This is a genomic window from Streptomyces sp. NBC_01235 (genome assembly GCF_035989285.1).
Lineage (GTDB): Bacteria > Actinomycetota > Actinomycetes > Streptomycetales > Streptomycetaceae > Streptomyces.
In genome coordinates, this window is sequence record NZ_CP108513.1 from 9,300,231 (window position 1) to 9,326,539 (window position 26,309).

Sequence of the window (26,309 nt, forward strand, 5' to 3'; positions counted from 1 at the left end):
CGAAGTGCCCTGCCCTGCGGAGGAGTTCAGCCGTGCCCATGCAACCCTGGTTCACCGACGCCAAGTTGGGGATCTTCGTCCACTGGGGGATCTACGCCGTCGACGGCGTCCAGGAGTCCTGGTCGTTCTACGACGACATCGTGCCGCACGACCAGTACATGTCCCAGCTCGACCGCTTCACCGGCGCCCACTACGACCCGCGTGCCTGGGCCGACCTGTTCGCCCGCGCCGGTGCCAAGTACGCGGTGCTGACGAGCCGTCACCATGACGGCGTCGCCCTGTGGGACACCGCGTACGGCGACCTCAACTTGGGCCACGACTACCTGACCGGCTACGCCGACGCCCTGCGCGAGAAGGGCCTCAAGGTCGGCCTGTACTACTCGCACTCCGACTGGAACCACCCCGACTACGCCACCACCCGCAAGCCGGGCCGCCCGCCGGAGATGGAGGACAACCGCTACTCCGAGTGCTCCGCCGAGGACGAGGACCTGGCGGCCTGGGAGCGGTTCATCGCCTACCGGGACGGCCAGATCAGGGAGTTGGCCTCCCGCTACCGGCCCGACCTGATGTGGTTCGACGGCGAGTGGGACCGAAGCGAGGAGCAGTGGCGCATCAAGGAGCTCGCCGCGCTGATCCGCTCGTACTCCCCGGACGTCGTCTTCAACGCCCGCATGCTCAGCGAGGGCGACTACGCCACCCCCGAGCAGGGCGCCCCCATCGAACCCCCGGCCGGGCCGTGGGAGTTGTGTTTGACCATCAACGACTCGTGGGGGTACCGGCACCACGACCACAACCACAAGTCGCTCACCCAGCTGGTCCGCTACTTCACCGAGACCATCGGTGGCGGCGGCAACCTCCTGCTCGACGTCGGCCCGATGGAGGACGGCACCATCCCGCAACCGCAGGTCGAGCGCCTCGAAGGCCTGGGGGAGTGGATCCGCAAGCACGCGCAGGCCGTGTACGGGACGGTGCGGGGGCTCCCGCCCGGGCACCACTACGGGCCGAGCACCCTCTCCGCCGACCGCCGCACCCTCTATCTCACCCTGTTCGACATCCCGCGCGCCGAGATCGGTGTCCGGGGCCTGGTCACGCCGGTCCGCAAGGTCACGGTGCTCGGCACCGGAACGGAACTCGCCCACCGCGTGGCCGGCGGGCTGCACGAGGCGGTCGGCGTGCTGTGGATCGACCCGCCGGCCGGGTCCGACCTCGACCCGCACGCCACGGTGCTCGCGGTGGAACTGGAGGGCGAACTGGAGCTGTACCGGGGTTCGGGACGCTTCTGACGCGGTCGCCAGGCACGTAGGGCCCGGGTCGGGGCGGATCCTGAGCCGGGCATGAGGGGGCATGCGTTCGGGCCGGTCGGTCGCTCCCCGTGACAGCGGCCGACCGACCCGATCCCCCGTTCCCCCGGGAATCCCCCGTCGATTCCCGTTCTTCCCCCGTTGATCCCTGTGCTTCCCCCGCAGGACCCCCGGCGCTTCCCCCACGCTCCCCCGGTGGGGCCCTTCACCCTTAAAGAGCAGGCACCCCGGGTCCTGATACACCTTCCGCGAAAGAAAGTCCCCCGGACCTGAATCCGGGGGACTTTCGCCTCGCTTGCGAGGGGCTCAGCCGGTGAAGCCGGCCGTGATGGAGGTGAACTGCCAGGCGCTCTGGCTGATGCCGGAGCAGTTGCTCACCACGCCCCCGCCCGGGCACGGCCGGTCGCGGTTGACGGCCCAGTAGGCGAGCCGGGCGATGTGGTGGCTGTTGGCCCAGTCGCGGATTGAAGTCCAGATCGCCGGCGTGGTGTTCTCCTGCTGGTCGGACAGGCCGTTCATGCCGGAGATGCCGATGTGGGCGTAGGCGGTCGCGTCGTCCCATCCGAAGGTGGACTTCAGCTTGGCCTTCAACCCCTCCGTCGCGTTCACGGTGTTGCCGTACATGTCCGAACCGCCGCCGAAGTCGAACGGCATGATGGTGAAGACGTCGATGTCGGCGCCGAGCGACTTGGCCTGCTCGATGAGGCGGTTGCCGTAGTACGTCGGCCCGGTGGTCGAGGTCCCGAAGGTGACGATGGTCTTCAGGCCCGGGTTGTTGGCCTTGACCGTCTTCAGCGCGGTGAGGATCCGGGCCTGCACGGCCTCGTTCTCGAACTCGTCCGTGTTCTCGATGTCCATGTCGATCGCCTTGAGCGAGTAGGCGTCGATCACCTTCTGCAGCGCGCCGGCGAGCGTACTGGCGGAGGAGCAGTTGGCGCCGAGCTTGCTGCCCTGCCAGCCGCCGAAGGACGGCACGATGTCACCGCCCGCCGAGCGCACCTGGTTGACGACGCTCTGGTCGACGCCGCCGGCCAGCGGACGGGTGCTGTCCCACATCGGGTTGCAGCCGCCGCCGTCCAGCATGAACGCCATCGTGAACCACTTGACGCCGGTCGAGCTCATCACCGTCGACACGCTCGGCGGATCGCCCCAGCCCTCGTACAGGTAGGGCGCGGCCTGCTTGAACCCGGTCCCGCCGCCGCTGCCCGCGTTCGTCGTCACGGACACCGAGTCGGAGGCCGCGGAGACGTTGCCGGCCGCGTCGCGCGCCTTCACGGTGAAGGTGTAACCCGTGCTCGCGGACAGCCCGCCGACCGTCGCGGACGTCCCCGAGACGGTGAGCACCTGTGCGGACCCGCTGTAGACGTCGTACGCCGTGACGCCCACGTTGTCGGTCGAGGCGTTCCACGACAGCGACACGCTGGAGGACGTCTTGCCGGTCGAGGCCAGCCCGCCGGGCGCGGTAGGCGCCTGCGTGTCCGAGCCGCCGCCTCCGCCGCCCGGCCCGTCCAGGCTGACGTCGTCGGCGTAGTAGGTGCCCTGGGCGTACCAGCCGTGGACGTAGATCGTGGCGCTGGTCTGCGAGGCCCCCGTGGTGAAGGACACCGACAACTGGCTGTACGCCGACGGGGAAGTCGTCCACGTGGAGGCGCCGCCGTCGACGCCGAGGTAGACGTAGGAGCCGCGCACCCAGCCGGTCAGCGCGTACGTGGTGTTCGGCTGGACGGAGACGGTCTGGCGGCATGTGGCGTTGTCGCTCGAACTCACCGCTCCCGCAAGGGCCTTGGAGCCGCCGTGCGCGGGGGAGGAGACGACCGAGCCGAGGTTGCCGGTGCAGGACCAGGGCGAGAGCGTGCCCGACTCGAAACCGGGGTTGGTGAGGACGTTGGCGGCCTGAGCGGTACTTGGCAGGGCCACGGCCCCGGCGAGGGCGAGTCCGGCGGTGCCGAGGAGGGCGAGGAATCGACGCCATGGGCGTCCGAGCGGTGTGGTGCGCACACGGTCTCCCTGAAGGAATGGGGGTGTTCGGGAGTGCAGGGGAGTGCAAGGGGGTGCGCAACAAAGTTGGTATGGACCAATCCGCCTGTCAAGGTGAGAGACGGAATTGGTCCATACCGGTGAGCTGTTCAGTTCGTGAGGGGAGCGGGGCCGTATCGATGTGCGGCTCCGCCGCGTGGGCGCGGCAAGCCGCAACAGGCCCGCACCCGGCGTACAACCTAAAGCGGCAAGGCCTGCGCCGCGCCCGCGGGCGCCACCTCGACGGAGTCGGCAGGCGTCGGCACCGTCGGAAGCAAGGGCTGCGTGTCCTCGACCCGCTGGTGCGGCAGCGACACCGCGCGCAGCGGCCGCGGCCCCGACACCACCGTGTAGTCCTGCCCCAGGAACGGCGGCACGATCTCGCCCGGGTCCTCGCCCAGCGCCAACTGCACCGCCGCCCAAGGCGCGTTGACGCCGCACTGGGACAGCTGGTGCAGTCCGCCGGCCGGGCGGGTGTTGACGTCCATCAGGACCGGCCGGTCGCCGAACATCCGGAACTGGATGTTGGACAGGTAGTGCAGCCCGAAGCCCTCGGCGATGAGACGCGCCGGCTCGAGCCACTGCTCGTGCAGCGTGAAGCCCCGGCGGCGGCCGTTCTTCGTCCGGCCGATGGCCATCCGCAGGATGTTGTCGGGGCCGGTGAGGCAGTCCACGGACACCTCCGGCTGCTCCAGGCGCGGCATGACCAGCCAGTCGACCGGCTCGTCGGCCTGCTGCAACGCGGCGACCACCATGTCCAGTTGGACGTACGGGCTCGGGAACCCGCTGAGGTGCGTGAGCGAGAAGGGGGCTCGCGTGATCACACGGAAGCCCACGCCGCCGGCGCCGGACGCCGGCTTGAAGCAGGCCTTGTGCCCGGCTTCCTCCAACTCCTCGACAGCGGCGACGAGTTCGTCCGCCGTCCGGACCCGGTACCACGGCGGCACGGGCACGCCGATCGCCTGCACGGCCTCGTACGCGATCACCTTGTCGTGGAAGACGGCGACAGCCTCCGGCGGCGGCGCGAGCAGCGCGGTGCCGGCCGCCTCGAAGTCGGCGCGGTGCGCGACGATCGCCGCCTGGTGCAGCCGGGGCACGAACACGTCGATGCTGCGGCGCTTGCACTGGGCGAGCGCGTACTCGACGTACGCGGCGGGGGAGAGGCCCTCCGGCTCCAGCTCGGCGGTGTCGGCGACGGCCAGCACGGGGGAGTCGGCGTCGCCGTGTGTGGCGTGGATCTCGACGGCGCGATCGCTGGGATTTCGTCGCAGCTGATCCGTGAAGAACACGTTCTCCGCGTACGTGCGGTTGAGCCAGACGCGTACGCGAGAGACCATGCGAGGCCGCCTTTCACGGTTCGCGGGCAGGGCGAAGCAGGCCCGGCCCGGGCAGGGGGAATGGTGGGTCACCAAACCGCCCTGCGGAAGGGTCGTCCATGGCGGTGGTGGTGGGGCGATCATACGGCTTCCGAGGGGTACGGCGTGCAACACGCGTGTTACGGATTTTCCGATCTTGTTCACGTGTGGCACGCGTTCGGGTAGAGGCGCGCTCCGGAGCAGGTGGAGCCGTGTCCCGACCCGGCGGGCCACCCGAGCCGACCTTGTACCGCGCGCGTGAATGTGTTCTCGTGGTGGCCGGTGTGTTCGTGAGAATGCGGAGCGTGGACTTGTGAGCGGGGGCGGAAGGTGACGTCGACGGCCGGTGGCGCCGGACAACTGCTGGCCATCAGTGATCTGCACATCGGCTATCCGGAGAACAGAGCCCTGGTCGAGGCCATGGCCCCGGAGTCGGACGAGGACTGGCTGCTCGTCGCCGGCGACGTCTCGGAGAACGTGGCCGACATCCGCTGGGCGCTGAAGACCCTCGCGAGCCGCTTCCACAAGGTCGTCTGGGCCCCCGGCAACCATGAGCTGTGGACCCACCCCCGCGACCCGGTCACCCTGCGCGGGGTCGCCCGCTACGAGCACCTGGTCGAGCTCTGCCGCGACCTGGGCGTGACGACACCCGAGGACCCCTACCCGGTGTGGGAGGGCCCCGGCGGCCCGGTGGCCGTCGCACCGCTGTTCCTGCTGTACGACTATTCGTTCCTCCCCACCGGCTGCACGACCAAGGCGGAGGGTCTGGCCTACGCGGAGAGCACCGGCGTCGTCTGCAACGACGAGTACCTGCTGCACCCCGACCCGTACCCGAGCCGCGAGGCCTGGTGCCGGGCCCGGGTCGCCGAGACCGAACGGCGGCTCGCCGATATCCCCGACGACCTGCCCGTCGTACCCGTCAACCACTATCCCCTGCACCGGCACCCGATGGACGTCCTGTGGCACCCCGAGTTCGCCATGTGGTGCGGCACCGGGCTGACCGCGGACTGGCACCGCCGGTTCCGGATCGAGACCATGGTCTACGGCCACCTCCACATTCCGCGGACCACCTGGCACGAGGGCGTCCGCTTCGAGGAGGTGTCGGTGGGCTACCCCCGCGAATGGCGCAAGCGGCCGCAGCCCCCGGGCCGGCTGCGGCGCATCCTGCCCCGAGAGGCCGAGGCCGAGTGATCGAGGAGCTGTTGCCGGCGTCGGTGGTGGCCGTGGAGGCCCTCGGCGAGGAGGGCGTCCGCGAGTTCGCGGAAACGCCGCTGTACCCGGAGGAAGAGGCGCTGATGACGCGGGCGGTCGACAAGCGCCGTCGCGAGTTCACCGTCGTACGCTCCTGCGCCCGGCGCGCCATGGAGAAGCTCGGCGTGCCCCCGCAGCCCCTGCTGCCGGGCGAGCGCGGTGCCCCGCGGTGGCCGGCGGGCCTGACGGGCAGCATGACCCACTGCGAGGGCTACTGCGGCGCCGCCCTGGTCCGGGCCGGCGATCTGGCCTCCCTCGGCATCGACGCCGAACCCCACGAGCCCCTTCCCGAGGGTGTCCTGTCCGCCGTCGCCCTGCCCGCGGAGGCGGAGCGGCTCGGCCGGCTGGCCGCGGAGCGCCCCGACGTGCACTGGGACCGGCTGCTGTTCAGCGCCAAGGAGTCCGTCTACAAGGCGTGGTTCCCCCTCACCCGTAAGTGGCTGGACTTCAGCGAGGCCGACATCGACCTCACCGCCGCCGGCCCCGTGGGGCGCCCGCAGGGTGCCTTCCGGGCCCGGCTGCTCGTGCCCGGACCGGTGGTCGGCGGCCACCGGCTCGGGCACTTCGACGGCCGCTGGACCGTGCGGCAGGGGCTGGTGGCCACGGCGATCGCGGTCCAGCACGGCTGAGGCGCCGCCCCGGCGGGCTCACGGGCGAGGTCAGGAGCCGGGATACCAGCTGTGCAGCAGCCGGAAGAACTCCTCCTCGTTGCCCGCCAGCCCCGCGTCCGCCAGGGCCTGCTCCGCCTCGGCGAGGACGGCGGGCGGGACCACCGCAGGCAGCCGGTCGTGCGGCGGGCCGAAGGCGCCGACGCCCTGGCCGCCCCCCTCGTCGCCGAGGGCGGCGCGTACGGTGTGCAGCAGCCGCAGGTAGGCCTGTACGGCGGTGCGCTCGCGGTCGGTCAGTACGGCTGTGGGCATCGGTCGGCTCTCCCCGTGTCGGCGTCGTCTCCCCCGCGCCCTGACGGCGCGTACGCCCCCGTGCGGCGGCGCACCCCCCAGCTTGCCGCGCACCACTGACAATCCGGCCTCGCTCGGGGACGGTTCGCCCGCTTAGCGGAGGCGAAACCTTCTGGAAATCCCCTGGCGGAAAGGGGTCCTACCCTGGTGTGAAGGGCTTTCGGCGGACCGCCGACGGCCAGGGAAACAGGAGGCGATCGGGTGGTCGACGTCCCGCAGCGGCGCCCCGTGCGCTCCGCTCGACTGCGCCCGGTGGGCGACGGAGAACTGGGGTTGCAGTTCCGGGTCGTGCACGGCTACCGGCGTGCCTTCCGGATGGCCGGCCAGGGTCCGGCGCTGGTCCTCATCCACGGCATCGGCGACTCCTCGGCGACCTGGGCCGAGCTGATCCCCGGCCTCGCCCGCACCCACACCGTCATCGCCCCCGACCTCCTGGGCCACGGCGCCTCCGACAAACCCCGCGCCGACTACTCGGTGGCCGCGTACGCCAACGGGGTGCGCGATCTGCTCACCACGCTCGGCGTCGAGTCGGCGACGCTGGTCGGGCACTCGCTCGGCGGGGGAGTGGCGATGCAGTTCGCCTACCAGTTCCCCGAACGCACCGAGCGGCTGATCCTCGTCAGCGCGGGCGGAGTGGGCCGCGAGGTCAACCCCGCCCTGCGGCTGGTCTCCCTGCCGGGCGCCCATCTGGCACTGTCCGCGCTGCGGTTGCCCGGCGCCCGGCTCCAAGTCGGCCTCGCCATACGCCTGATGAAGCTGTTGGACACCGACCTCGGCCAGGACGCCCCCGACCTGCTCCACCTCGTCGACGCGCTGCCGGACGAGACCTCGCGCAACGCCTTCATCCGCACCCTGCGCGCGGTCGTCGACTGGCGCGGTCAGGTCGTGACCATGCTCGACCGCTGCTATCTGACGGCCGGCATGCCGACGATGCTGCTGTGGGGCGACCGGGACAGCGTGGTGCCGGTGCGGCACGCGTACGGCGCCCACGAGGCGATGCCCGGCAGCCGACTGGAGATCTTCGAGGGCGCCGGCCACTTCCCGTTCCACAGCGACCCCACCCGATTCCGCACTCTCGTCGAGGAGTTCACCCGCACCACGGCCCCGGCCGACTGGAGCCGCGAACACTGGCGTGAACTCCTGCGAGAGGGGCGGCCGGGGACGGGCACGACGGGCCTGTCGGACGGCGCGGCACGCGCCCTGCGGCAGGCCGGCGAGCGCAGCGCGACCTGAAGCCGTACCGGCGTCCCGCGATGCCGGAAGCCCCGGGACGACCGGCGCGGCCGGTACTCAGTTCTGCGGCCCCAGATACCCCAGCGACGCCTCGATCCGCCCCGCCAGCCGGTCCCGCTGACCGCGCCCCCTGGGCGACGAACCGGCCAGCCACGTACGGCACTTGCTCGCCAGCAACAGGCCGAAGCTCTCGGCCTGCTTCTCGTCGGCCAGGTCGAAGCGGGTGCGCGCGGCGACACTGCGGACCGTCGCCTGGAGGTCCGCCCCGTCGGTGAGTAAACGGGCCGCGACCGCGGCGCCCTCGACGTGGTGACTGCAGTGGCCCGCCTTCATGTGCCACAGCTCGTGCCCCAGGATCACCAACTGGTGCTCGGGAGCGGTGCGTTCCTCGATGACGACGAGGTCCTGGTCGGCCATGTCCAGCCACAGCCCGCTGGCCGTGTCGGCCGGGAAGGACGCCATGCGGAAGTGGACGGGGCGGCCGCGCCGTCTGCTCATCCCGTCGCACAGGGCCGTGTACAGGTCGGCCGGCGCGGCCGGGGCCGGGAGGGTCAGTTCCGCGACCAGTTCGCCGCTGAGGCGGCGCATTTCCTTGGCGATGCTCACAGTTCTCCCCCGGATCACGACTCGGGCCGCTTCACGCTCTCCAGGAGCATGTCCAGCCACTCGGCGACCTTGTCGCGGTGCTGATCGGTGGGCAGCTGAGCGGCCCGCCACGCGATCCCGCGCACGCCGTGGTCCTGCAGCAGCCGCTCCAGCGGGTCCTCGACGGCCGCGGCCGCCTCCCGCGCCGCGAGCTTCTGCAGCAGCTCCTGCTCGGTGTGCTGCAGGGCTCCCGCGAGCGCCTCCGGGTCCTCGGCCGTGAGGAAGCCGGCGTGCACGCGGAAGAAGCGCTGGAGGGCGTCGCAGTGCTCCATCGTGGGGCGCCGGTCGCCGTTGATGAGGGCGCCCGCCTGCTGGCGCGACATGCCGGCGCCGTCGGCGATCTCCTGCTGGGTGTACTTGCGGCCGTTCGGCTTGAGCCGCGTACGGCGCAACAGGTCCAGGCGCTGCAGGAAGCGGGCCTGCACATCGGGCTCACCGGCGGGCCGGCCGCTCAGCAGGGCCTTGACCACGGACTCCGGGACACCCGAGGCGACGGACAGCCGCCCGGTGCCGAAGACCTCCGCGTGCGGCACACCGAGCCGGTCCGCGAGCGTGGCGACACGGGCGACGACGGCCGACAGCAGCACCGTCGCCGTGGCGCCCGGAACCTCGAAGCCATCCTCCGACACCGACAGGTCTCCTAGGTCTCTCACGTCCCTCATGCAGGCATGGATGGTTGCCTGAACTGCGTGGAGAGTAGCGGGTCTTTCGAACTCACATCCAGGTCTCGCCACAACTGTGGCCAATTTCAGCCGTCAACAAGCACGGAATGCCACGATAGTTGACATGCCTCGCGTCGGGGCAGCAGGATCGGGGCGCCGCGTGAAGGCCGCATAGGCAAGAGGGGTGACCTCCCGATGGCACATCAGGCAGGAGAGCAGCGGTCCGTACCGCGGCCCGTCCCCGAGAGTCCCGAGGCCCGGGCGTATCTGCAGGACTACGCCGCATACCTGGAGGCCGTCCCCTTCCCGTCCGTCGTCCTCGACCACCGCTGGGACGTGGTGCTGTCCAACGCCGCTTTCGCGTCACTTTTCCGGGAAGTGAGCCCGCATCCGACGGCGCTGCCGGGCGACAACTTCCTGCGGTTCGTGCTCTTCCACCCGGACGCGCCCTCGGTCCTCGGCGATCACGAGGCCGGCTGGTGCCTGCCGATGCTCGCCCGCTTCGCGGCGGCCGTGGAGCGGCACGGCCACGACCGCGGGCTGCAGGCGATCCGACGCGACATCGCCCAGGACCCGATCATGGAGGCCGCCTACCGGCACGGCCTGCCGCACTGGATCCGCGCGGTCGGCGAGGAGGCCGTCGAGCACGACGGGGCCGTCCGCCCCCTGCTGCACCCCGACCCGCGCTGGGGCGCCACGGAGTGCCGCATCATCGGCGACACCCCCAGGACCCTGCAGGACATGGGGTACACGCGGCTGACGATGGTGTTGCGCGACACCCGCCCGGCGTTCGCAGCCCGCAGGACACGCCCCGCGCGGCGCACCGCGAGCCACCTCAGTGTGGTCCCGGCCCCCGAGGCCTGAGCGACCCCCGAGGCCTGACCGGGCACCGTCGGCGTTCAGGTCGCCGACGGCGCCCTGGTCGGCGAGTCGGCCCCGCGAGGGACGGCAGTTCAGTGCGGCTCAGGCGTATCGGACTTCGTGAGGGCGTCCTGGGGAACCCCGCGCTTCGCCGCCTGGATCTGCTGGTACACCTGGGTCCGCAGTTCGGCGAAGCGGGGGGCCACCCGGGTGTGCAACTGGTCTCGCTCCGGCGGCAGATCGACCTTCAGTTGCTCCTGGACGACCGTGGGCGAGGCGGACAGGACGACGATCCGCTCGCCGAGGTAGACGGCCTCGTCGATGTCGTGGGTGACGAACAGGATCGTGATCCCGCGTTCCCGCCACAGTCCCCGGACGAGGTCCTCCAGGTCGGCGCGGGTCTGCGCGTCCACCGCCGCGAACGGCTCGTCCATCAGCAGGACCTGGGGTTCGTACGCGAGTGCCCGGGCGATCGCCACCCGTTGCTGCATGCCGCCCGACAACTGCCACGGATACGCGGAGAAGGCGTCCGCGAGCCCGACCGACTCCAGGGCGTCGGCGACCAGTTCCCGCCGTCGCTCCTTGGACAGCTTCTTCTGTCTCAGGGGCAGTTCGACGTTCTCGCCGACCCGCATCCACGGGAAGAGACTCCGCCCGTACTCCTGGAACACGAACGCCATCCCCCGCGGCGGACCGCTCACCCTGCGCCCCTCCAGGAGCACTTCACCGGAGGTCGGCGTCAGCAGCCCGCCCATGCACTTCAGCAGCGTCGTCTTGCCGCAGCCCGACGGGCCCACGAGACAGACGAGTTCGCCCGCCTCGACAGTGAAGGTCAGGTCACGTATCGCCTCGACCCGGCGCCCGGACCCTTCGTAGACCTTCCGCAGGCCGGATACGGCAAGACGCGGGTGCATGGACCGCCCTTTCGCGAGGGTCACGGGGACCGCCGGGTGGATGCGCGCAGACCGTGGTACCAGCCGAGCACCCGGCGCTCGACGACCTGGAAGAGGACCGACAGGACGAAGCCCAGCAGGCCGAGCACCAGGATCCCGGTCCACATGTCGGGGATGGCGAACCCCCGCTGGAACTGCACGATGGTGAAACCGAGCCCGTTGCTCGCGGCGAACATCTCACTGATGACCATCAGGATGATCCCGATCGACAACGCCTGGCGCAGGCCCGCGAAGATCTGCGGGCTCGCCGACCTCAGGACCACGCCGCGCAGCCGTGCGACGCCCGTGATGCCGTACGACCGGGCCGTCTCCGCCATCACCGGGTCCACCGCCCGGACGCCCTCGACCGTGTTCAGCAGCACCGGCCACACGCAGCCGCTCGCGACGACGACGACCTTCATGGTGTCGCCGATGCCCGCGAACAGCATGATGACCGGCACCAGGACGGGTGGCGGCACCGCCCGCAGGAACTCCAGGACCGGCTCGCACACCGCCCGCACCCGCCGGTACGAGCCGATGACCGTGCCCAGCGCGATCCCGACGACGGCCGCCGTTGCGTAACCGCTCACCAGTCGCAGCACGCTCGGCCGCACGTCGGCGCGCAGCCGCTCACCCGTCCACACGTCCGGGAGGGCCTTCAGGATCGTGCGCAGGGGCGGCCAGTACACGTTCGTGCTGCCGTCGGACACCACCCACCACAGCGCGACCAGCACGGCCGGCAGGGCGAGCGTGTACAGCAGCCGCAGCAGGACGCGTCTCACACCGCCACCTCCCCGCGAACCGACTGGTGCCAGGCCAGCGCCCGCCGCTCCACCGTCCGCGCGCCCACGTTGATCAGCAGCCCGAGCACACCGGTGACGACGATCAACGCGTACATCTCGGGCACCGCCTGCGAGGTCTGCGCGACGGCGATGCGTGCGCCCAGCCCCGGTGCGCCGATGACCAGTTCGGCGGTGATGGCGAGGATCAGCGCGACGGCCGCGGCGAGGCGCACGCCGGTCATGACATACGGCAGGGCGGTCGGCCACAGCAGGTGCCGGACCCGCGCCCAGGTGCCGAGCCCGTAGGAGCGGGCGGTTTCCTCGGCGACCGGGTCGACGTCCTGGACGCCGTACAGGACCTGGATCAGTACCTGCCAGAAGGACGCGTAGACGACCAGCAGGAGGACCGAGCGCAGTTCGGTGCCGTACAGCAGCACGGCGAGGGGGATCAGGGCGACCGACGGGATCGGCCGCAGGAACTCGATCGTCGACGCCGTCGCCTCGCGGAGATGGGGGACGACCGACAGGAGCACGCCCGTGCCGATGCCGGCGCCCACCGCGATCGCCAGGCCCAGGGCCCAGCCGGTGAGGGTGTCGCCGAGTGCCGTCCAGAAGGCGGAGTCGGCGAGTTCGTCGCCGAGCGCGCCGGCGATGCGGCTCGTGGGCGGGAAGTAGGCCTCCTTGACCAGACCGAGCCGCGGCACCGCCTCACCCAGGGCGAGGAAGGCCGCGAGCCCGGACGTACCGAGTGCGACGTTCGCGCCTCTCACGGCAGCAGCTTGTCCAGGTCCGGGGTCGACTTGAAGAGTTTGTCCTGATCGCCCAGCTTCTCCAGCGCTTCGATCGACGAACGGTTCGCCTCGGCGGGCCACTTCGGCAGCGTCACCGTCGCCAGGACCGACGCCGGGATCTTGGTGTACGTGGCGACGATCTGGCGGACCTCGTCCGGATGGGAGTCGGCGTAGGCGAGGGACTCGGCGGTGGCCTCCTGGAACCTCTTCACCACCTCGGGGTTCTTCTGCTCGTACTGCTGCGAGGTGAAGTACATGGCGACGGTGAGGTTCGGCGCGACGTCCACCAGCGGCGAGGCGATCTCCACACCGCCCTGGCTCTTGATGGTCGCGAGGGCCGGTTCGACCACCGTCGCGGCGTCGATCCGCCCGCCGTCCAGGGCGGCGGGCATCTGGTCGAAGGCCAGCTCGACGAACTTCACCTTGTCCGGGTCGCCGCCCGCCTTGCGCACCGACTCGCGCGTCGCGGTCTCGTTGATGTTCTTCAGGGTGTTGATGGCGACCTTCTTGCCCTCCAAGTCCTTCGCGGACTTGATCGGGCTGTCCTTCTTCACGGTGATGGCCCCGAAGTCCTTGCCCTGCACGCCCGTTGAGGCGATTCCGTTCGAAACGGCCTTCACCGGAACGTTGTTGGACTGGGCAACCATCAGCGACGTCATGTTGCTGAAGCCGAACTGGAATTGACCACTGACGACCCCCGGCACGATCGCCGCGCCGCCCTGGGCGGTGCTGATCGACAGCTTCAGGCCGTGCTTCTCGTAGAAGCCCTGTTTCACGCCCAGGTAGACGGGCGCCACGTCGACGATGGGGATGAGACCGAGCTTGACGGTCGTGACGCCGCCGGACGATGAACCCCCGCCGGACGTTCCGGAGTCGCCGGACGAGCCACAGGCCGCAGTGGCGAGCAGGAAGGTGCCGGCCGTGAGACCGGCGAACAGACGACGCATGGCTCCCCCTGTGCAGAGACAACGGTGTTCCGACAGGCTGTGCGCACACCGCACAGTAGTGCTCAATTGGCGTGCAGGGAACGTAGATCGCGCCGTCCGCCGGGGTCAATGGTTTCGGCTGACGAAATTGTTGACAGTCTGCCCTGTGGTCAGAGATCGAGAACGAGCCTCTTTCCCCTGCACCGCGACACGCAGATCATCATCGTCTCCCCGGCCTCCCGCTCCAGTTCCGTGAGTACGGAGTCACGGTGCTCCGGCGTGCCCTCCAGCACGTCGGTCTCGCAGGTGCCGCACGTGCCCTCGGTGCAGGAGAAGAGCACCTCGACGCCGGCGGCGCGCACGGTGTCCAGGACGGAGACACCCGGTGCGACGGTCAGCGTACGGCCGCTCTGTGCGAGCTCCACCTCGAACTCGCCGTCCTCGCCGACCGGTTGCTCCTTTGCCTGGAACCGCTCGACGTGCAGCGCGCCGGACGGGCAGCGCTCCTCCACCGCGTCGAGCAGCGGGCCGGGACCGCAGCAGTAGACCAGGGTGCCCTCGGGCAGCGCGTCCAGCACCGAACCGAGGTCCAGCAACCCGGTCTCGTCCTGCGGGGCGACGGTGACCCGGTCCCCGTACCGGGCCAACTCCCCGGTGAAGGCCATGGATTGGCGGGAGCGGCCGCCGTACAGGAGCGTCCACTCGGCGCCCGCCGCCTCGGCCGCCGCCAGCATCGGCAGGACGGGGGTGATGCCGATCCCGCCCGCGATGAAGCGGTACCGGGCGGCCGCGCGCAGCGCGAAGTGGTTGCGCGGACCGCGTACCCGTACCTTGTCGCCCTGCCCCAACTGCTCGTGCACGTAGGCGGATCCGCCCCGACCGTCCGGCTCCCGCAGCACCGCTATCCGCCAGGCGTAGCGGTCGCCCGGATCGCCGCACAGCGAGTACTGCCGCTCCAGGCCCGGTCCGAGGACGACGTCGACGTGGGCGCCCGGCTGCCAGGCCGGGAGCGGCTCGCCCAGCGGGTGGCGCAGGGTGAGGGCGAGCACGCCGTCGGCCGCCAACTCACGCTGTCCGACGATGAGTTCGGCTTCGTACACGTCGCTCATGAAGGTGTTCCTTGGGGCTCGTGTCCTTCGGGGTGGCCGAGCATCCACTCCCACATCTCGATCGGGTCCTGCGAGGTGTGCTCGGCTCCACAGTGACAGGTGCCGTGCAGGACGTCGGTGCCCGGCAGCCAGTCGATGCGGTAGATCTCGCCGGTGGCGCCGGTGCTCACAGGGCCCTCTCCACGGGCTTGTCGCCCTCCTCCACCAGCCGGGCGAGGATACGGCGGGCGGCCAGGCCGCCGGTGTCGATGTTGATGCTCAGCTCCTGGTACCCGGTCCGCTCCGAACCGAGCGTCCGCTGCAGGAGATTGAGCGCGTCGACGTCCTGCATGACCACCGTGTGGTTGTTGCCGCGCAGGAACTCGGTGACCTCGTCGTCGTCGGTCGCCCAGTCCCTCGAGACCATCCAGAAGTCGTAGACCTTGCCGTCGGCGGACGGTGTGATCGCGTACGTGATCTCGGTGTGGAAGCCGTTCGGGTCGCTGCCGTCCGCCTCGGGCAGGACGCCCACCGGCGCGATGCGGCTGTGCAGCAGGTACAGGCAGGGCGCGTGGTACTCGATGTCCTGCCAGCGGGTGATCCGGCCCTCGATGCCGGTCGAACGGGCGTAGAACGGCGGGCATTCGGCGTCGTCCATGTGCCGGCTGACCCGCACGATCCCCGCGCCCTCGTCCACCTCGGTGGTGATCGGCGTCTCGGCGACCTCGGGGGTGCCGATGTAGCCGCCGTGCAGATACGTCTCGTGGGAGAGGTCGAGGAGGTTGTCGACGAGCAGCCCGTAGTCGGCGTCGATGGGCTCCATGCCGCGGACGGTCGTCCAGCCGGGGGAGTCGAGGTGGCGGGCGCGCGGGATGGTCTGCGGGTCGGCGAGCGCCGGGTCGCCGATCCACACCCACACCAGGGAGTCCTGCTCGACGATCGGGTAGGCGGTGACCCGGGCGGTGCGCGGGATGCGTTTCTGCCCCGGCACGTACACACACGCGCCGGTCGTGTCGTACGTGAACCCGTGGTAGCCGCAGACGATGCGATCGCCGTCCAGCCGGCTCTCCGAGAGCGGGAAGCGGCGGTGCACACAGCGGTCGTGCAGCGCGACGGGCGTCCCGTCCTCCTCGGTCCGGTAGAAGACGAGCGGCTCACCGAGGATCGTCCGGCCGAGCAGCTCCTCGCGCCCGACCTCGTGGCTGTAGGCGGCGACGTACCACTGGTTCCTGGCGAAGGCGGTCGTGTGAGGCATGGGGGTTCCCGTCCCTGTCGGCGGGGCGTCGTCGCCCCGCGTGCCGTGGTTGGAATCAGGGTCGTGACGGCCGGGGCACCACGCAAGGCGGCTTCTGTCAGGCGGAAGAACTTCCACAAAATGGCTGGTCAGAGCATTGGTCCGTATGCCCGTGGCGTGGTCGAGTACCGGCAGACCGCCGAGTGGCTCGTTGGCGTCTTCGAACCGTCCACCACGCCCTCGCGATCGAGATGGCCGCACTGCCCGACAAGGTGCGCGGGTACGAGGAGAGCAAAGTCGGGAACGTCAGACGGTACCGGGACCGGTTGGGGGAACTCCGGCATCACTGGCGAATCCGGCCAGCACGAGCGCGATCGCGGCGTCCACCTCGGCGGTGAACGCCCCGTGCGGCGCGGCCTCTTGGGGCAGCCATCGCATGAGTGCGCCCTGGAAGACGTCGTAGAGCACGTCTACGGTCAGGGCGGGATCGGCGGAGGGCGGCGGTCCGTCGTTCGGCCGTTCCCGTAGGCAGTCACGCAGCCAGTCACGCAGTTCCACGGAAAGCCGCGAGCGGTGGGGCGGTACGCCGTGTCCGCGCAGCAGTCCGGTCGTCATCTGCCGGGTCTCGTCCCAGTCCCGCTCCGCCGTCAGGGCCAGCTCGTGGAAATATGTCCGGACCCGGTCCGCGGCAGAGGTGATGCGGTCGACGTCACGAGCCAGGGCGAATGCCGACTCCCCGCCTCGTACCGCCCACTCGGTGGCGATGTCCGACTTGGCGGGGAAGTGATTGAACGCGGTCCGCCGTGCCACCCCGGCTTCTGCCGCGATCTCGTCCATCGTGGCGGCGTCGTAGCCGCGTGATGCGAACACCTTGATCGCTGCCGCATAGACGCGCTCCCGGTTGACCTGGGCATTGCGCGTCCTCCCGTCCTGCTTCTCACCCTCCGTCTGCCTCATGTGGACATTGTTGCACTCCCGTGCAACAATCAAGATTGTTGCATCCGAGTGCAATTTGATTTGAGGGAGAACGCATCATGGACAAACTCAACGGCTGGGTCGACATCCACGCGCATTTCACCCCACCGACCACGGCGGAGGCACGTGAGGCCCAGTGGCGTCAGCTGAGGGACGCGCACCTCCTGGCGCCCGAGCCCTACCACTGGCAACCCGAGGCGATGCTCGCCACCATGGATCGCCTGGGCATCGCCATGCAGATGCTCAGCCCGGTACCCGTCGATTCCCCACTGCCGCAACTGCGCGCATGGAACGACTACGGCGCCCAGCTCGTCGCCGACCACCCCGGCCGCTTCGGCCTGCTCGCCGGTCTGCCCACCGACGACCCGGACGCGGCTCTGGCCGAGATCGCGCGAGGCGACACGGAAACGCACCCTGACGGCTACCTGCTGACCACCCGCCGGTCAGGCGTCCCGCTCGGAGACCCGCGCCTGGCGCCGGTGTGGGAGGAACTCGACCGGCGCTCGGCCGTGCTGTTCATCCATCCGAGCGCCGTACCGCCCACGTTCCGGCAGACCGCCGTCCTGGTCGAATTGCCGTTCGAGACCACCCGGACCGTCGTGGACCTCCTCTACACGGGATTCTTCCGCCGGTACCCCCGTCTCACCGTCGTCCTCGCCCACTGCGGCGGCGCCCTGCCCGCGCTCTCCGGTCGCCTCGGGCTGCTCGGGGCGGAGGAGTACGTGTTCAACCCACTGGGCCTGACCGCCGATGACATCCGCACCGACCTGGCGAAGCTCTACCTCGACACCGCCGCGGCCGGCACAGACGCCAACCTCGCCGCAGCAGTCACGATGGTGCCCCGCGACCACCTCGTCTACGGCGCCGACGCCGGAGTCCCCTGCTCGAACGAGAACAACATGAGACGCAACATCGACGCGCTCCAAAACTCCCACGTCCTCACACCGCAAGAAGTCGACGCACTCGGCCACCGCGTCTTCGGCCTCTTTCCCGCAGCCGCACAACGCCACCGCGACGCCGTCGCAGCAGCAGCCTGACCTGCACTTGGCGAAGACGCCGAGTGGGACGGCTCGCTCAGAGGGTCGCGCGCAGGTGGCTGACCGTCACGAAGTGGTAGCCGCGGGCCGTGAGGGTGCGCAGGATCTCGGGGACGGCGGCGACCGAGGTGGGGTGGATGTCGTGGATGAGGACGACGTCGTTGCGTTCGGCCTGGGAGATGACGGTCTGGGCGACCTTGGCAGGCTCGTGGGACTTCCAGTCCAGGGTGTCCACGTCCCACAGGGCGGGGGAGAGGCTGGTGGCTGCCTTGACCCTGTCGTCGATCGCGCCGTAAGGCGGGCGGAACAGCGTCGGCTCCTTGCCCGTGGCGGCCTTGATCGCCGCGTTGGTGCGCTCCAGTTGGGAGCGGATCTGGGCGGGGGTGAGGTTGGTGAGGACCGGGTGGTTCGAGGAGTGGTTGGCGATCTCGTGGCCGGACTTCATCTCGGCGCGGACGATGTCCGGGTAGGTGGCGACGTTCTGGCCGACGACGAAGAAGGTGGCCCGCGCCTTGTACTGGGCGAGGTACTTGAGCAGCGTTCCCGTCTCGGGGGCGGCGGGGCCGTCGTCGAAGGTCAGGGCGATGCACTTGGCCTGGGAGCAGTCCGTGGTGTCCTCGCCCGGGTCCGGCTGGGCGGCGACGGTCGGGGCGGGGGTGCGGGCGGCGCCGAGGTCGAGCTTGTCGTCCGGGCTGGTGGTCTGCTGCTGGGCGCGGCTGCCGAAGTCGGACAGCCATGGGGTGATGGTCGCCTTGGGGAGGGTGACGGAGATACGGCCGGCCGGGGGGACGCCGACCGTGCCCCGGTCGAAGTCCACCTTCAGGTCGCCGTCGGCGGTGAAGGCCATGTCGTCCAGGTAGCTGTCGCGGTTCTCCCGGTCGTCGAGTGTCATGTCGACGGTGTCGGAAGCAACGCCCTCCCGCTTCAACAGGCGCTTCTTCAGGGCCGAGACGAAGGCGTCCCGGGAGTCGTCGGCGATGAGGCCGGGGGACGGCCGGTACTTCTTGGCGGCGCCGTCGTACCAGTACGTCCTGGTATCCAGGCCGTCCGCGTTGGACGTACGGTCGACCGTCGCCAGGCGTACGCCCAGTACGTCGCCGGAGGCCACGAGGAACGAGAAGCTGACGTTCAGCTCGGGTCCCTCCCAGCCGTCCGCCCCGGCCGCGCCGCCGCAGCTTGGTGGGCCGCCGAGGGCCACGACCGGGTGTCGTGGCCCTCTGTCGGGGCCCTGCTGGGGAGCGTGGCCTGTTCCTGTCGACGTGGCCTGGAGACTCAGCGGGATCCGCTGCTGGTCAGTCCTTGCCGGTGAGTCGCCAGATCTGGTTCTTCTTGGTGGTCAGAGCGCTCGCGGAGTCGCAGGTCCACTGATGGACGAGTGCGCCGACTGCGGTGGAGACTTCGCTGACGTCGACGCACTTGCCGCTGTGCACGGCGACGAGCTGGTAGTCGTGGCTGTTGCCCAGCGCGGTCACCGCGCGCAGGTTGAACCGCTGGTTGGTGGCGCCGGTGCAGGTCCACTGCTGGACGGCGGCCCCGTCGAGCGTGGAGAGTGCGGAGACGTCCAGGCACTTGCCGCTGGAGTGGTTGACGACGGTGTAGGTGTCGGTCGTGCCGGTGACGGGGTGGAAGTCGAAGATCTGCTCCTGGCCACTGCCGCAGGTGTTCTGCCGGTACTGGGTGCCGTTGGTGGTGGACTTGGCGGGGTCTTCGAGGCAGAGCCCGCTGTGCTGGGCGACGGCCGTGGAGGAGAAACCGGTCGAGGCGCCGATGTGCAGGCTCTGGGGCGCGAAGGAGACCTTGTCGAGGTGGGGCGCGGAGCTGGAGCGCATGGGCTGTCCGATGTCGGTGCCGCCGCCGGAGTAGACCACGCCGATGGTGGTGCCGTCCCAGTTGTACAGCTGTGACGCGGTGAACTTGACGGCGTTGGCGCCCTTGGCGAGCGTCACGGGGACCGTGTAGTCGTTGAACTGGTTCCAGTGCAGGGTGCTGGCGAAGTTGACCCGGGTGGGGTTGCCGCCGTTGACGCTGACGTCGGCGTGCTCGGCGTACAGGTCGGGGTTGTAGTGGTTGGAGGGCAGTTCCTCGGCGTTGGCGTAGCGCATGGTCATGGCGTAGGTGCCGGCCGAGGGCGCGTCGACGTCGAGGGTGAGGGAGTTGGCCGTTCCGTTGCCGATGCCGGTGACGACACCGCCGTCGGCCTGGCTGTAGGTGGTGTCGACGGCCGCGGTGCCGGTGAGTGTGCCGTTCTCGGCCTGGTAGGTGACGACGTTGCCGGTGGTGACGGCGTCGGTGGCGCTGAACGGGGTGACGGCCAGGCGGTCCAGGGCGAGGGTGCCGCTGGTGCCGGTCACCTTGACCTTGTTGATGCCGGCGTTCAGGTAGACCCGGTTGGCGGAGGTGGACCACGCGGAGGGAGTCGCGCCGGAGAGCATCTGGTCGTCGGCGGGCTTGCCGTTGACGGTGATGTCGGCCTGGCCCGTGTTGCGGTAGCGGGCCGTCAGGTCGGCGTATCCGTCGCGCGCGGAGTAGACCCAGAACGTGGCGGACTTGCCGGAGGTGAGGTTCACCGCGCCCGCGCCGGACTGGCCCTGGGCGGTGTAGCTGCTGGTACCGCTGTCGGAGAGGTTGGCCTGCTCGGCCTCATAGAGCGTGGTGCCCTGGACCGCGGCGTCCTTGTACCGCAGGTCGATCTTGTCGATGATGGTGTCGCCGACGGTGTTCGCGCCGTTGTCGCCGGTGGTGGCCAGGGTGACGGTGTGGCTGCCCGAGGTGAGGTGCACGGTGGTGTCGCTGTGCCCCCACACCACCCACTGGAAGCCCACCGGTATGTCGACCCTGGTCGAGGCGCCGCCGTCGACCCGCATGTACACGTTCGTGGGGCCCTTGACGTCGGCGTCCTTGGCGTAGCTGTTGCCGAACACCGACAGGTCGTAGTCGCCGGTGGTGGGGACGGAGACGGGGAAGGAGATCACCGTGGTCGAGCCGGTGCGCAGGCCGCCGACGTCCTTGGTGCCTGAGGTGGCGAACTTGCTGACGTTCCCGGTCGTGCCCTCGGTGTTGATGTTGTAGCCGCTGCCGCTGAGCGTGGCGTTCTCGGCCTCGTACGTGCCCGTCCAGGTGCTGTCCGAGGCGGTGCCGCTGCCGGTGCCACCCGGGGAGACGATCACCTCGTAGGCGGACATCGCGTCGAGGGTGATGGGAAGGGTGATCGAGCCGTCGGACGCCACGGCGACATCGGCGTCGGAGAGCCGGGTCGGGGTGGCCGCCGCGCCGATGTAGCCGCTGTAGCGGTCCTGGAACACGCTGACGTGCACTGTGCTGCCGAAGACCGCGGGGTCGATGTTCTTGATGACCGTGCTGGAGTCACCGCTGGTGCCGCCTCCGGCGAGGATGACACGCGCCTGCTTCTTGGCGGTGTCCAGGCTCGCCAGGCCCTGGAGGGTGTACGCGGCGTTGGCGCCCGTGCTGGTGACCTTGACGGTGTTTCCGCTCATGGAGCTGTACCAGTTGTACAGCCACCACTGGGCGTTGGGCGTGTTCTGGGCGGCGGCGGAGTCGCCGAGGTTGCCGTTGATGTTCCAGTACGGCAGGTTCCCGTCGATCTTCTCGTCCTCGATCGCCCCGATCCACTGGACCATCTGCCCGGGGTCGGTCAGGTGGTAGCGGTGGGCGTACTCGTTGAGGTTGACGGTGATCGGCGAGGTGATCCCCGCGGCGGTCTCCGCCGCGCGGTAGGAGTCGACGGTGCTGCGGACGTCCGCCGGGCTGCCCAGGGTGTGCCAGGTGACCACGTCGGGCAGGCAGTTGTTGGCCTTGCAGTAGCTGAGGAAGCCGCTGAGGGAGGAGGAGGTGTAGCTGGAGGTGTTGGGCCCTGCCAGCCGTGCCGCGGGCCAGATGCCCTTGATGAAGTTGTAGGTCTGCCGCCATTCGGCGTTGAAGTTGGCCAGCGCCGTGGAGTTGGTGCGCATGCCGCTGAACCAGTTCAGGTCGGGCTCGTTGTAGGGGATGAAGACGATGTGGCTCGCGTAGGGGCTGGCCATGGCCTGCTCGACCTGGGTCTTCATGGTCGCCTGGTAGGCCGAGTAGCTGGCGCGTTCGTAGTTGGCCCGGTACACGTCCGTCATGTAGATGAGGATGTCCCCGCCGCCGCTGTCGGTGAACGGCTTGGCGATCTCCAGGGCGTCCGAGCCGGGGTGCTGCTGTCCGTCCTGGTACTTGGTGTTGGTGGTCTTCAGCCCCATCCCCTCGATGAGGTTGTTCGTCGGTACGTCCGGGCCGTACAGGCCGTACAGCGCCCCGGAGGCGCCGCCCCGGAATGCTCCGGTGGTGGTGCCCAGGTCGACGGTGAGGGTGGGGGTGGCGGCGGAGGCCGGCGTCGCCATCACGGTGGTGGCGCCGGCTACGACGGTCAGCGAGAGCAGCGACTTGGCGATGCCGTGGAGAAGGCGTCTCTTGGTCGAGCGCCTTTGCCCGAGTCTTGGCATGTGCTTACGTCCCTTCAGGGATAGGGCTTCTTGTTGCCGCGCCGGCCCCCGTGCCGGACGTCTGGGTGGGTTGTCGCGCGCGGTTCAGACGAGGGTGGCGGCGATCTCGGCGTCCGCGCCGCGCCGGTGATGATGGTCGCGAGCGAGCAGCAGGTAGCTGCTGGCGGTCCAGGTGTAGGCGCGGTCGCGTAGTCCCTCACCGGTCAGTGCGTCGAAGTTCTCGGCGAAGCCGGAAAGTTCGCACAGGGCGCGGAAGCGGGCGCTGATCTCGTCCGCGAGGCGCACGTGCCCGGCGCGGCGCAGGCCGTCCTCGATGAGGATGGTGGCGGGGGCCCAGATCGGGCCGCGCCAGTAGCCGTCGGGCTCGTAGTGGGGGGAGCCGGGGTGTTCGGTCGCCAGGCCGAAGGCGGTGAGGTGGGCTTCGATCCGTTCGGCCAGCCGGTCGCGGACCATGTCGGGCAGGCGGTCGCCGAGCACGATCGGCATCAGGTCGAGCAGGCCGGCGCTCGGGGAGGGGGCTCCGCCTTGGGCCGGGCGGCTCAGGAACCGTTCGCCGTCCCACAGCTCGTCCAGCAGTGCGGCCTGGATGGCGTCGGCTGTCTCGGTGCGGCGCCGGGCGTCGTCCGGGAAGCCCAGTTCGGCGGCCAGCCGGGCCAGTTCGTCGAGCTGGAGGACCAGCATGGCGGCGAGGTCGGCGGTGACGGCCACGCATCCGGGGTCGAAGGTGGTGGCGTTGTCCCAGCCGCTGTCGTTTCCGTGCTGGTAGTGAGGCAGGACGGCTCCTGGTGCGCGCCGTGCGGTGAGCCAGAAGTCCGTCCAGCGGGTCAGTCTGTCGTACGCCTCCGTCAGTTGCGCCGGGGTGAGCGGTTCGGGGAGCCGTCGGCGCAGGTGGCTGAAAGCCCAGCCGTGGATGGGCGGTTTGACGAAGTTGTAGAGGACCTCGGAGTGGGTGACGGAGTCGGGCAACGCCCCCATCTCGTCCTGGTGGTCGAAGGGCAGCGAGAACTGGTCCCGGGCGAGGTCGGGGGATCCGGGGGCCAGGGCGAGGGCGTTGAAGCAGTGGTCCCAGCTCCAGACCTTGTCCATCCAGTGCTTGGACATCAGTACGGCGGGCCGGGTGACCAGACCCGCCGGACGTACGGTCGCCGACCACACGACATAGGCGGCGAGATCGGCGGCCGGGGTGGCGGTCGAGCGCCATGGGGCGACCGCGTCGACGAACTCGGCGAACGACTGCCGTGCGGCCTGAATGACCTCGCCGAACGCCGCCGGCGAACGGAAGGGCAGTCGTGCGCTGTCGAGTTCCTCGACCGCGATGTCCCATGAGCCGTCGGTCCCGGCGGCGACCGTGAGACCGCGGTCACCGGCGCCCAGGGCCTGGGAACCGGACACGTCGGCAACCGTGCCGGACAGCACGGTGATCCGGTAGCGACGCCCGGTCTCGTAGGAGGTGAACACATGCGCGTCGTCCACCGGGTCGCGGTAGAAGTAGGTCCCGCTGAAGGGGGTCAGGGTCTTCGCCGCCGCGGTGACGCGCAGGCTCAGCCCTTCGCCGTGCACGCGTACGGTGTCCGGCGACTCGTAGGCGAGGTCGATGCGCCCGTCCGCGCCGGTCCAGCTGAGCACTCCCGGTGTCGCCTCGACGCGGGTCTCGGCGCGGTCGCCCGTGGCGGCGTCGAGGGGGACGAGTCGCAGGACGGCGTGCATGCCGTTCTGGTGCGAGACGAGGTGGAGGTCCTCGGCGCGCGTCTTCTCCGCCAGCACGGGAGAGATGCCGAACCAGGAGCCGTGCGCGCTGAAGGGTATGTCGTGGACGGAGAAGGGCGGGCCGGTTGGGGCGGCGGTCATGACGCGGCACTCATTTCTTGGGCGGGGTGGCCGGCGGTCTGCCGGTCGGGGCGCTGATGCTCGCGCGGCGGCTCGTGCGGAGCTCCGCCGCGTGCGGGCGCTCCGGTCAGTCCTTGACGGCTCCTGCGGTCACGCCGGCGGCGACGTAACGCTGGGCGAGGACGAGGATGACCGCGGCGGGCAGCGAGGCCACGACGGCGGTGGCCATGATGGCGTTCCACTCCTGGTTGTTGTTGCCGATGTAGTGGTAGATGCCGAGGGTGATCGGCTCGTGGGCGCCGCCGTTGACGAGGGTGCCGGCGAACACGAAGTCGGACCAGGACCACAGGAACGCGAACAGCGACACCGTGACGACGGCGTTGCGGCTCATCGGCAGGACGATCGACCAGAAGGTGCGCCCCGTTCCCGCACCGTCCATCGTCGCGGCCTGGAGCAGTTCGCCGGGGATGCCGGACATGAACGCGGTGAAGATCAGCACCGCGAAGGGAACGGCGAGCGTGGAGTCGGCGATGATCAGGCCGGGTACGGACTGGAGCAGGCCGAGCTGGAGGTAGATGGCGTAGAAGCCCATCGCCATGATGATGCCGGGGATCATCTGGGCGGCCAGCAGGACGAAGCTGAGGAGGTCGCCGCCGCGTGGCCGGAGCTTGGCCAGCGCGTAGCCGGCGGGCGCGGCCAGGGCCACGGTCAGGGCCACGGTGCCGAGGCCGATGACGAGGCTGGTGCCGAGGTAGGGCAACTGCTGGTCGACGACGGCCCGGTAGCCCTCCAGCGTGCCGCGCACGGGGAACAGGTCCGGCGGGCTCTTGCGCATGTCCTGGTCGCGGGTGAAGGACACGTTGAGCATCCAGTAGACCGGGAAGAGCATGATCGCGGTCAGCAGGAGGCCGATGGCCGTCTTTCCCCGCGTACGGCGGCGCCGGTTCAGGACCGTCTGTGCACTCGTCATGACAGCGCCTGCTTTCGCTGGACTCGGAGGTAGACCAGGCCGAAGACCAGGGCGGCGACGACGAGCAGGTTCCCGACGGCCGCGCCGGGGCCGAAGGCGGGCAGCAGGTTGCCGAAGCCGAGCTGGTAGGACCAGGTGGCGAAGGTGGTGGACGAGTCCGCCGGGCCGCCCTTGGTCATGATCCAGATGATGTCGAAGACCTTGAGCGTGTAGACGAGGCCCAGCAGCAGGGTGATGGCGGACACCGGGCGCAGCAGCGGGAAGGTGATGCGCCAGAAGCGCTGCCAGGCGTTCGCCCCGTCGAGGGCCGCCGCCTCGTACAGGCTCGTGGGGATGGACTGCAGGCCGCTGTAGAGCACGACCAGGTTGAAGGGGACGCCGATCCAGATGTTGGCGACGATCACCGAGGTCAGGGACCAGGACGGCGAGGTCAGCCAGTTCAACGGGTCGATGCCGAGTGCGTGCAGGGTGGCGTTGACGATGCCGGAGTCGCTGTTGAGCATCCACGACCAGGTGGAGGCCGACACGATGAGCGGCAGCAACCACGGCACCAGGAACAGGGCCCGCAGAGTGGCCGACAGCCGGAAGTGCTGGTTGAAGAAGACCGCGAGGGCCAGGCCGATGGCGTACTGGAAGACCAGGCAGACGGCGGTGAACACCACGGTGTGGAGCAGGGCCGGGGCGAACGTCGGGTCGTCGAAGACGGTCCGGTAGTTCTCCAGACCCGTGAACGGCGCGTCGCCCCGGACGAAGGAGCGGACGGTGTAGTCGCGCAGGCTCAGGTCGAGGTTGCGGTAGAGGGGATAGGCGTAGAACAGGCCGAGGTAGAGGGTGACCGGGGCGAGGAACGCCCAGGCGGCCCACTGCTGGGAGGCGGGACGGCGCCGGGCCGTGGTGCGGTCCGGGGACGGGGCGGCGGTCGCCGCCCCGTCCCGGTCGAGCACCGGCCGGCGGTCCGGCAACTGGATCTGCTTCATCGT

General features: G+C 70.0%; 24 protein-coding genes. 6 read left to right on the forward strand and 18 right to left on the reverse strand.

The features are described 5' to 3' along the window. Positions 1–32: 32 nt before the first annotated feature. Entirely contained in the window at positions 33–1,283 is a 1,251-nt protein-coding gene (locus OG289_RS41775) for an alpha-L-fucosidase (RefSeq protein WP_327319205.1), read from the forward strand. Between the two features lie 324 nt (positions 1,284–1,607). On the opposite strand, the gene OG289_RS41780 is transcribed toward OG289_RS41775, so the two are convergent. Both OG289_RS41780 and OG289_RS41785 read right to left on the reverse strand, forming a co-directional pair. Then, on the reverse strand, positions 1,608–3,299 hold the full coding sequence (locus OG289_RS41780) for a carbohydrate binding domain-containing protein (protein ID WP_327319206.1): 1,692 nt from the start codon (positions 3,297–3,299) through the stop codon (positions 1,608–1,610). A gap of 218 nt (positions 3,300–3,517) precedes the next feature. Continuing rightward, entirely contained in the window at positions 3,518–4,654 is a 1,137-nt protein-coding gene (locus OG289_RS41785) for an ATP-grasp domain-containing protein (protein ID WP_327319207.1), read from the reverse strand. A gap of 348 nt (positions 4,655–5,002) precedes the next feature. Between OG289_RS41785 and OG289_RS41790 the strand changes: the two genes are divergently transcribed. Beyond that, positions 5,003–5,863 carry a metallophosphoesterase family protein gene (locus OG289_RS41790; RefSeq protein WP_327319208.1) on the forward strand — a complete coding sequence of 287 codons (861 nt, stop codon included), beginning with the start codon at positions 5,003–5,005 and terminating at the stop codon, positions 5,861–5,863. Then, complete coding sequence (locus tag OG289_RS41795; RefSeq protein ID WP_327319209.1) at positions 5,860–6,552, forward strand: 4'-phosphopantetheinyl transferase family protein; 693 nt, start codon at positions 5,860–5,862, stop codon at positions 6,550–6,552. The genes OG289_RS41790 and OG289_RS41795 overlap by 4 nt, the downstream gene beginning before the upstream one ends. A 30-nt stretch (positions 6,553–6,582) precedes the next feature. Here the strand turns inward: OG289_RS41795 and OG289_RS41800 are convergent, their stop codons facing one another. After that, positions 6,583–6,843: a hypothetical protein gene (locus OG289_RS41800; RefSeq protein ID WP_327319210.1), complete on the reverse strand. Its 261-nt coding sequence runs from the start codon at positions 6,841–6,843 to the stop codon at positions 6,583–6,585. Positions 6,844–7,083: 240 nt separating this feature from the next. Between OG289_RS41800 and OG289_RS41805 the strand changes: the two genes are divergently transcribed. Next, complete coding sequence (locus tag OG289_RS41805) at positions 7,084–8,115, forward strand: alpha/beta fold hydrolase (RefSeq protein WP_327319211.1); 1,032 nt, start codon at positions 7,084–7,086, stop codon at positions 8,113–8,115. Between the two features lie 57 nt (positions 8,116–8,172). On the opposite strand, the gene OG289_RS41810 is transcribed toward OG289_RS41805, so the two are convergent. Further along, a complete protein-coding gene (locus OG289_RS41810) occupies positions 8,173–8,703 on the reverse strand; it encodes a toxin-antitoxin system, toxin component (protein WP_327320966.1) in 531 nt (176 codons plus the stop codon). A 32-nt stretch (positions 8,704–8,735) separates the two neighbouring features. Then, positions 8,736–9,422: a helix-turn-helix domain-containing protein gene (locus OG289_RS41815; protein ID WP_327319212.1), complete on the reverse strand. Its 687-nt coding sequence runs from the start codon at positions 9,420–9,422 to the stop codon at positions 8,736–8,738. Positions 9,423–9,617: 195 nt separating this feature from the next. Here OG289_RS41815 and OG289_RS41820 point away from each other — a divergent pair, with 195 nt between their 5' ends. Then, complete coding sequence (locus OG289_RS41820) at positions 9,618–10,286, forward strand: MmyB family transcriptional regulator (protein ID WP_327319213.1); 669 nt, start codon at positions 9,618–9,620, stop codon at positions 10,284–10,286. Positions 10,287–10,375: 89 nt separating this feature from the next. On the opposite strand, the gene OG289_RS41825 is transcribed toward OG289_RS41820, so the two are convergent. From OG289_RS41825 to OG289_RS41860, 8 genes are all read right to left on the reverse strand, one after another. Continuing rightward, positions 10,376–11,197: an ABC transporter ATP-binding protein gene (locus tag OG289_RS41825; RefSeq protein ID WP_327319214.1), complete on the reverse strand. Its 822-nt coding sequence runs from the start codon at positions 11,195–11,197 to the stop codon at positions 10,376–10,378. 20 nt (positions 11,198–11,217) lie between these two features. Further along, entirely contained in the window at positions 11,218–11,997 is a 780-nt protein-coding gene (locus OG289_RS41830) for an ABC transporter permease (protein WP_327319215.1), read from the reverse strand. After that, positions 11,994–12,767, reverse strand: a complete 774-nt coding sequence (locus OG289_RS41835) for an ABC transporter permease (RefSeq protein ID WP_327319216.1) — start codon at positions 12,765–12,767, stop codon at positions 11,994–11,996. Before OG289_RS41835 ends, OG289_RS41830 begins: the two co-directional genes overlap by 4 nt. Further along, positions 12,764–13,735, reverse strand: coding sequence for an ABC transporter substrate-binding protein (locus OG289_RS41840; protein ID WP_327319217.1), 972 nt, complete (start codon positions 13,733–13,735; stop codon positions 12,764–12,766). The genes OG289_RS41835 and OG289_RS41840 overlap by 4 nt, the downstream gene beginning before the upstream one ends. A gap of 149 nt (positions 13,736–13,884) precedes the next feature. Then, positions 13,885–14,823 carry a PDR/VanB family oxidoreductase gene (locus OG289_RS41845; protein WP_327319218.1) on the reverse strand — a complete coding sequence of 313 codons (939 nt, stop codon included), beginning with the start codon at positions 14,821–14,823 and terminating at the stop codon, positions 13,885–13,887. Next, on the reverse strand, positions 14,820–14,993 hold the full coding sequence (locus OG289_RS41850) for a hypothetical protein (RefSeq protein WP_327319219.1): 174 nt from the start codon (positions 14,991–14,993) through the stop codon (positions 14,820–14,822). Before OG289_RS41850 ends, OG289_RS41845 begins: the two co-directional genes overlap by 4 nt. Beyond that, complete coding sequence (locus tag OG289_RS41855; protein WP_327319220.1) at positions 14,990–16,057, reverse strand: aromatic ring-hydroxylating dioxygenase subunit alpha; 1,068 nt, start codon at positions 16,055–16,057, stop codon at positions 14,990–14,992. Before OG289_RS41855 ends, OG289_RS41850 begins: the two co-directional genes overlap by 4 nt. A 285-nt stretch (positions 16,058–16,342) precedes the next feature. Continuing rightward, positions 16,343–16,993 (reverse strand): TetR/AcrR family transcriptional regulator, encoded by a 651-nt coding sequence (locus tag OG289_RS41860; RefSeq protein ID WP_327319221.1) that lies wholly within the window; start codon positions 16,991–16,993, stop codon positions 16,343–16,345. Positions 16,994–17,070: 77 nt separating this feature from the next. On the opposite strand from OG289_RS41860, the gene OG289_RS41865 reads away from it, so the two are divergent. Continuing rightward, positions 17,071–18,048 carry an amidohydrolase family protein gene (locus OG289_RS41865; RefSeq protein WP_327319222.1) on the forward strand — a complete coding sequence of 326 codons (978 nt, stop codon included), beginning with the start codon at positions 17,071–17,073 and terminating at the stop codon, positions 18,046–18,048. Between the two features lie 37 nt (positions 18,049–18,085). Here the strand turns inward: OG289_RS41865 and OG289_RS41870 are convergent, their stop codons facing one another. The 5 genes from OG289_RS41870 to OG289_RS41890 form a co-directional block, all read right to left on the reverse strand. Beyond that, positions 18,086–19,246 (reverse strand): polysaccharide deacetylase family protein, encoded by a 1,161-nt coding sequence (locus OG289_RS41870; protein WP_327319223.1) that lies wholly within the window; start codon positions 19,244–19,246, stop codon positions 18,086–18,088. Positions 19,247–19,340: 94 nt separating this feature from the next. After that, complete coding sequence (locus OG289_RS41875) at positions 19,341–22,532, reverse strand: RICIN domain-containing protein (protein WP_327319224.1); 3,192 nt, start codon at positions 22,530–22,532, stop codon at positions 19,341–19,343. 84 nt (positions 22,533–22,616) lie between these two features. Then, on the reverse strand, positions 22,617–24,380 hold the full coding sequence (locus OG289_RS41880) for an amylo-alpha-1,6-glucosidase (protein ID WP_327319225.1): 1,764 nt from the start codon (positions 24,378–24,380) through the stop codon (positions 22,617–22,619). Between the two features lie 106 nt (positions 24,381–24,486). Continuing rightward, complete coding sequence (locus OG289_RS41885; RefSeq protein ID WP_327319226.1) at positions 24,487–25,329, reverse strand: carbohydrate ABC transporter permease; 843 nt, start codon at positions 25,327–25,329, stop codon at positions 24,487–24,489. After that, entirely contained in the window at positions 25,326–26,306 is a 981-nt protein-coding gene (locus OG289_RS41890; protein WP_327319227.1) for a carbohydrate ABC transporter permease, read from the reverse strand. Before OG289_RS41890 ends, OG289_RS41885 begins: the two co-directional genes overlap by 4 nt. Positions 26,307–26,309: the final 3 nt, after the last annotated feature.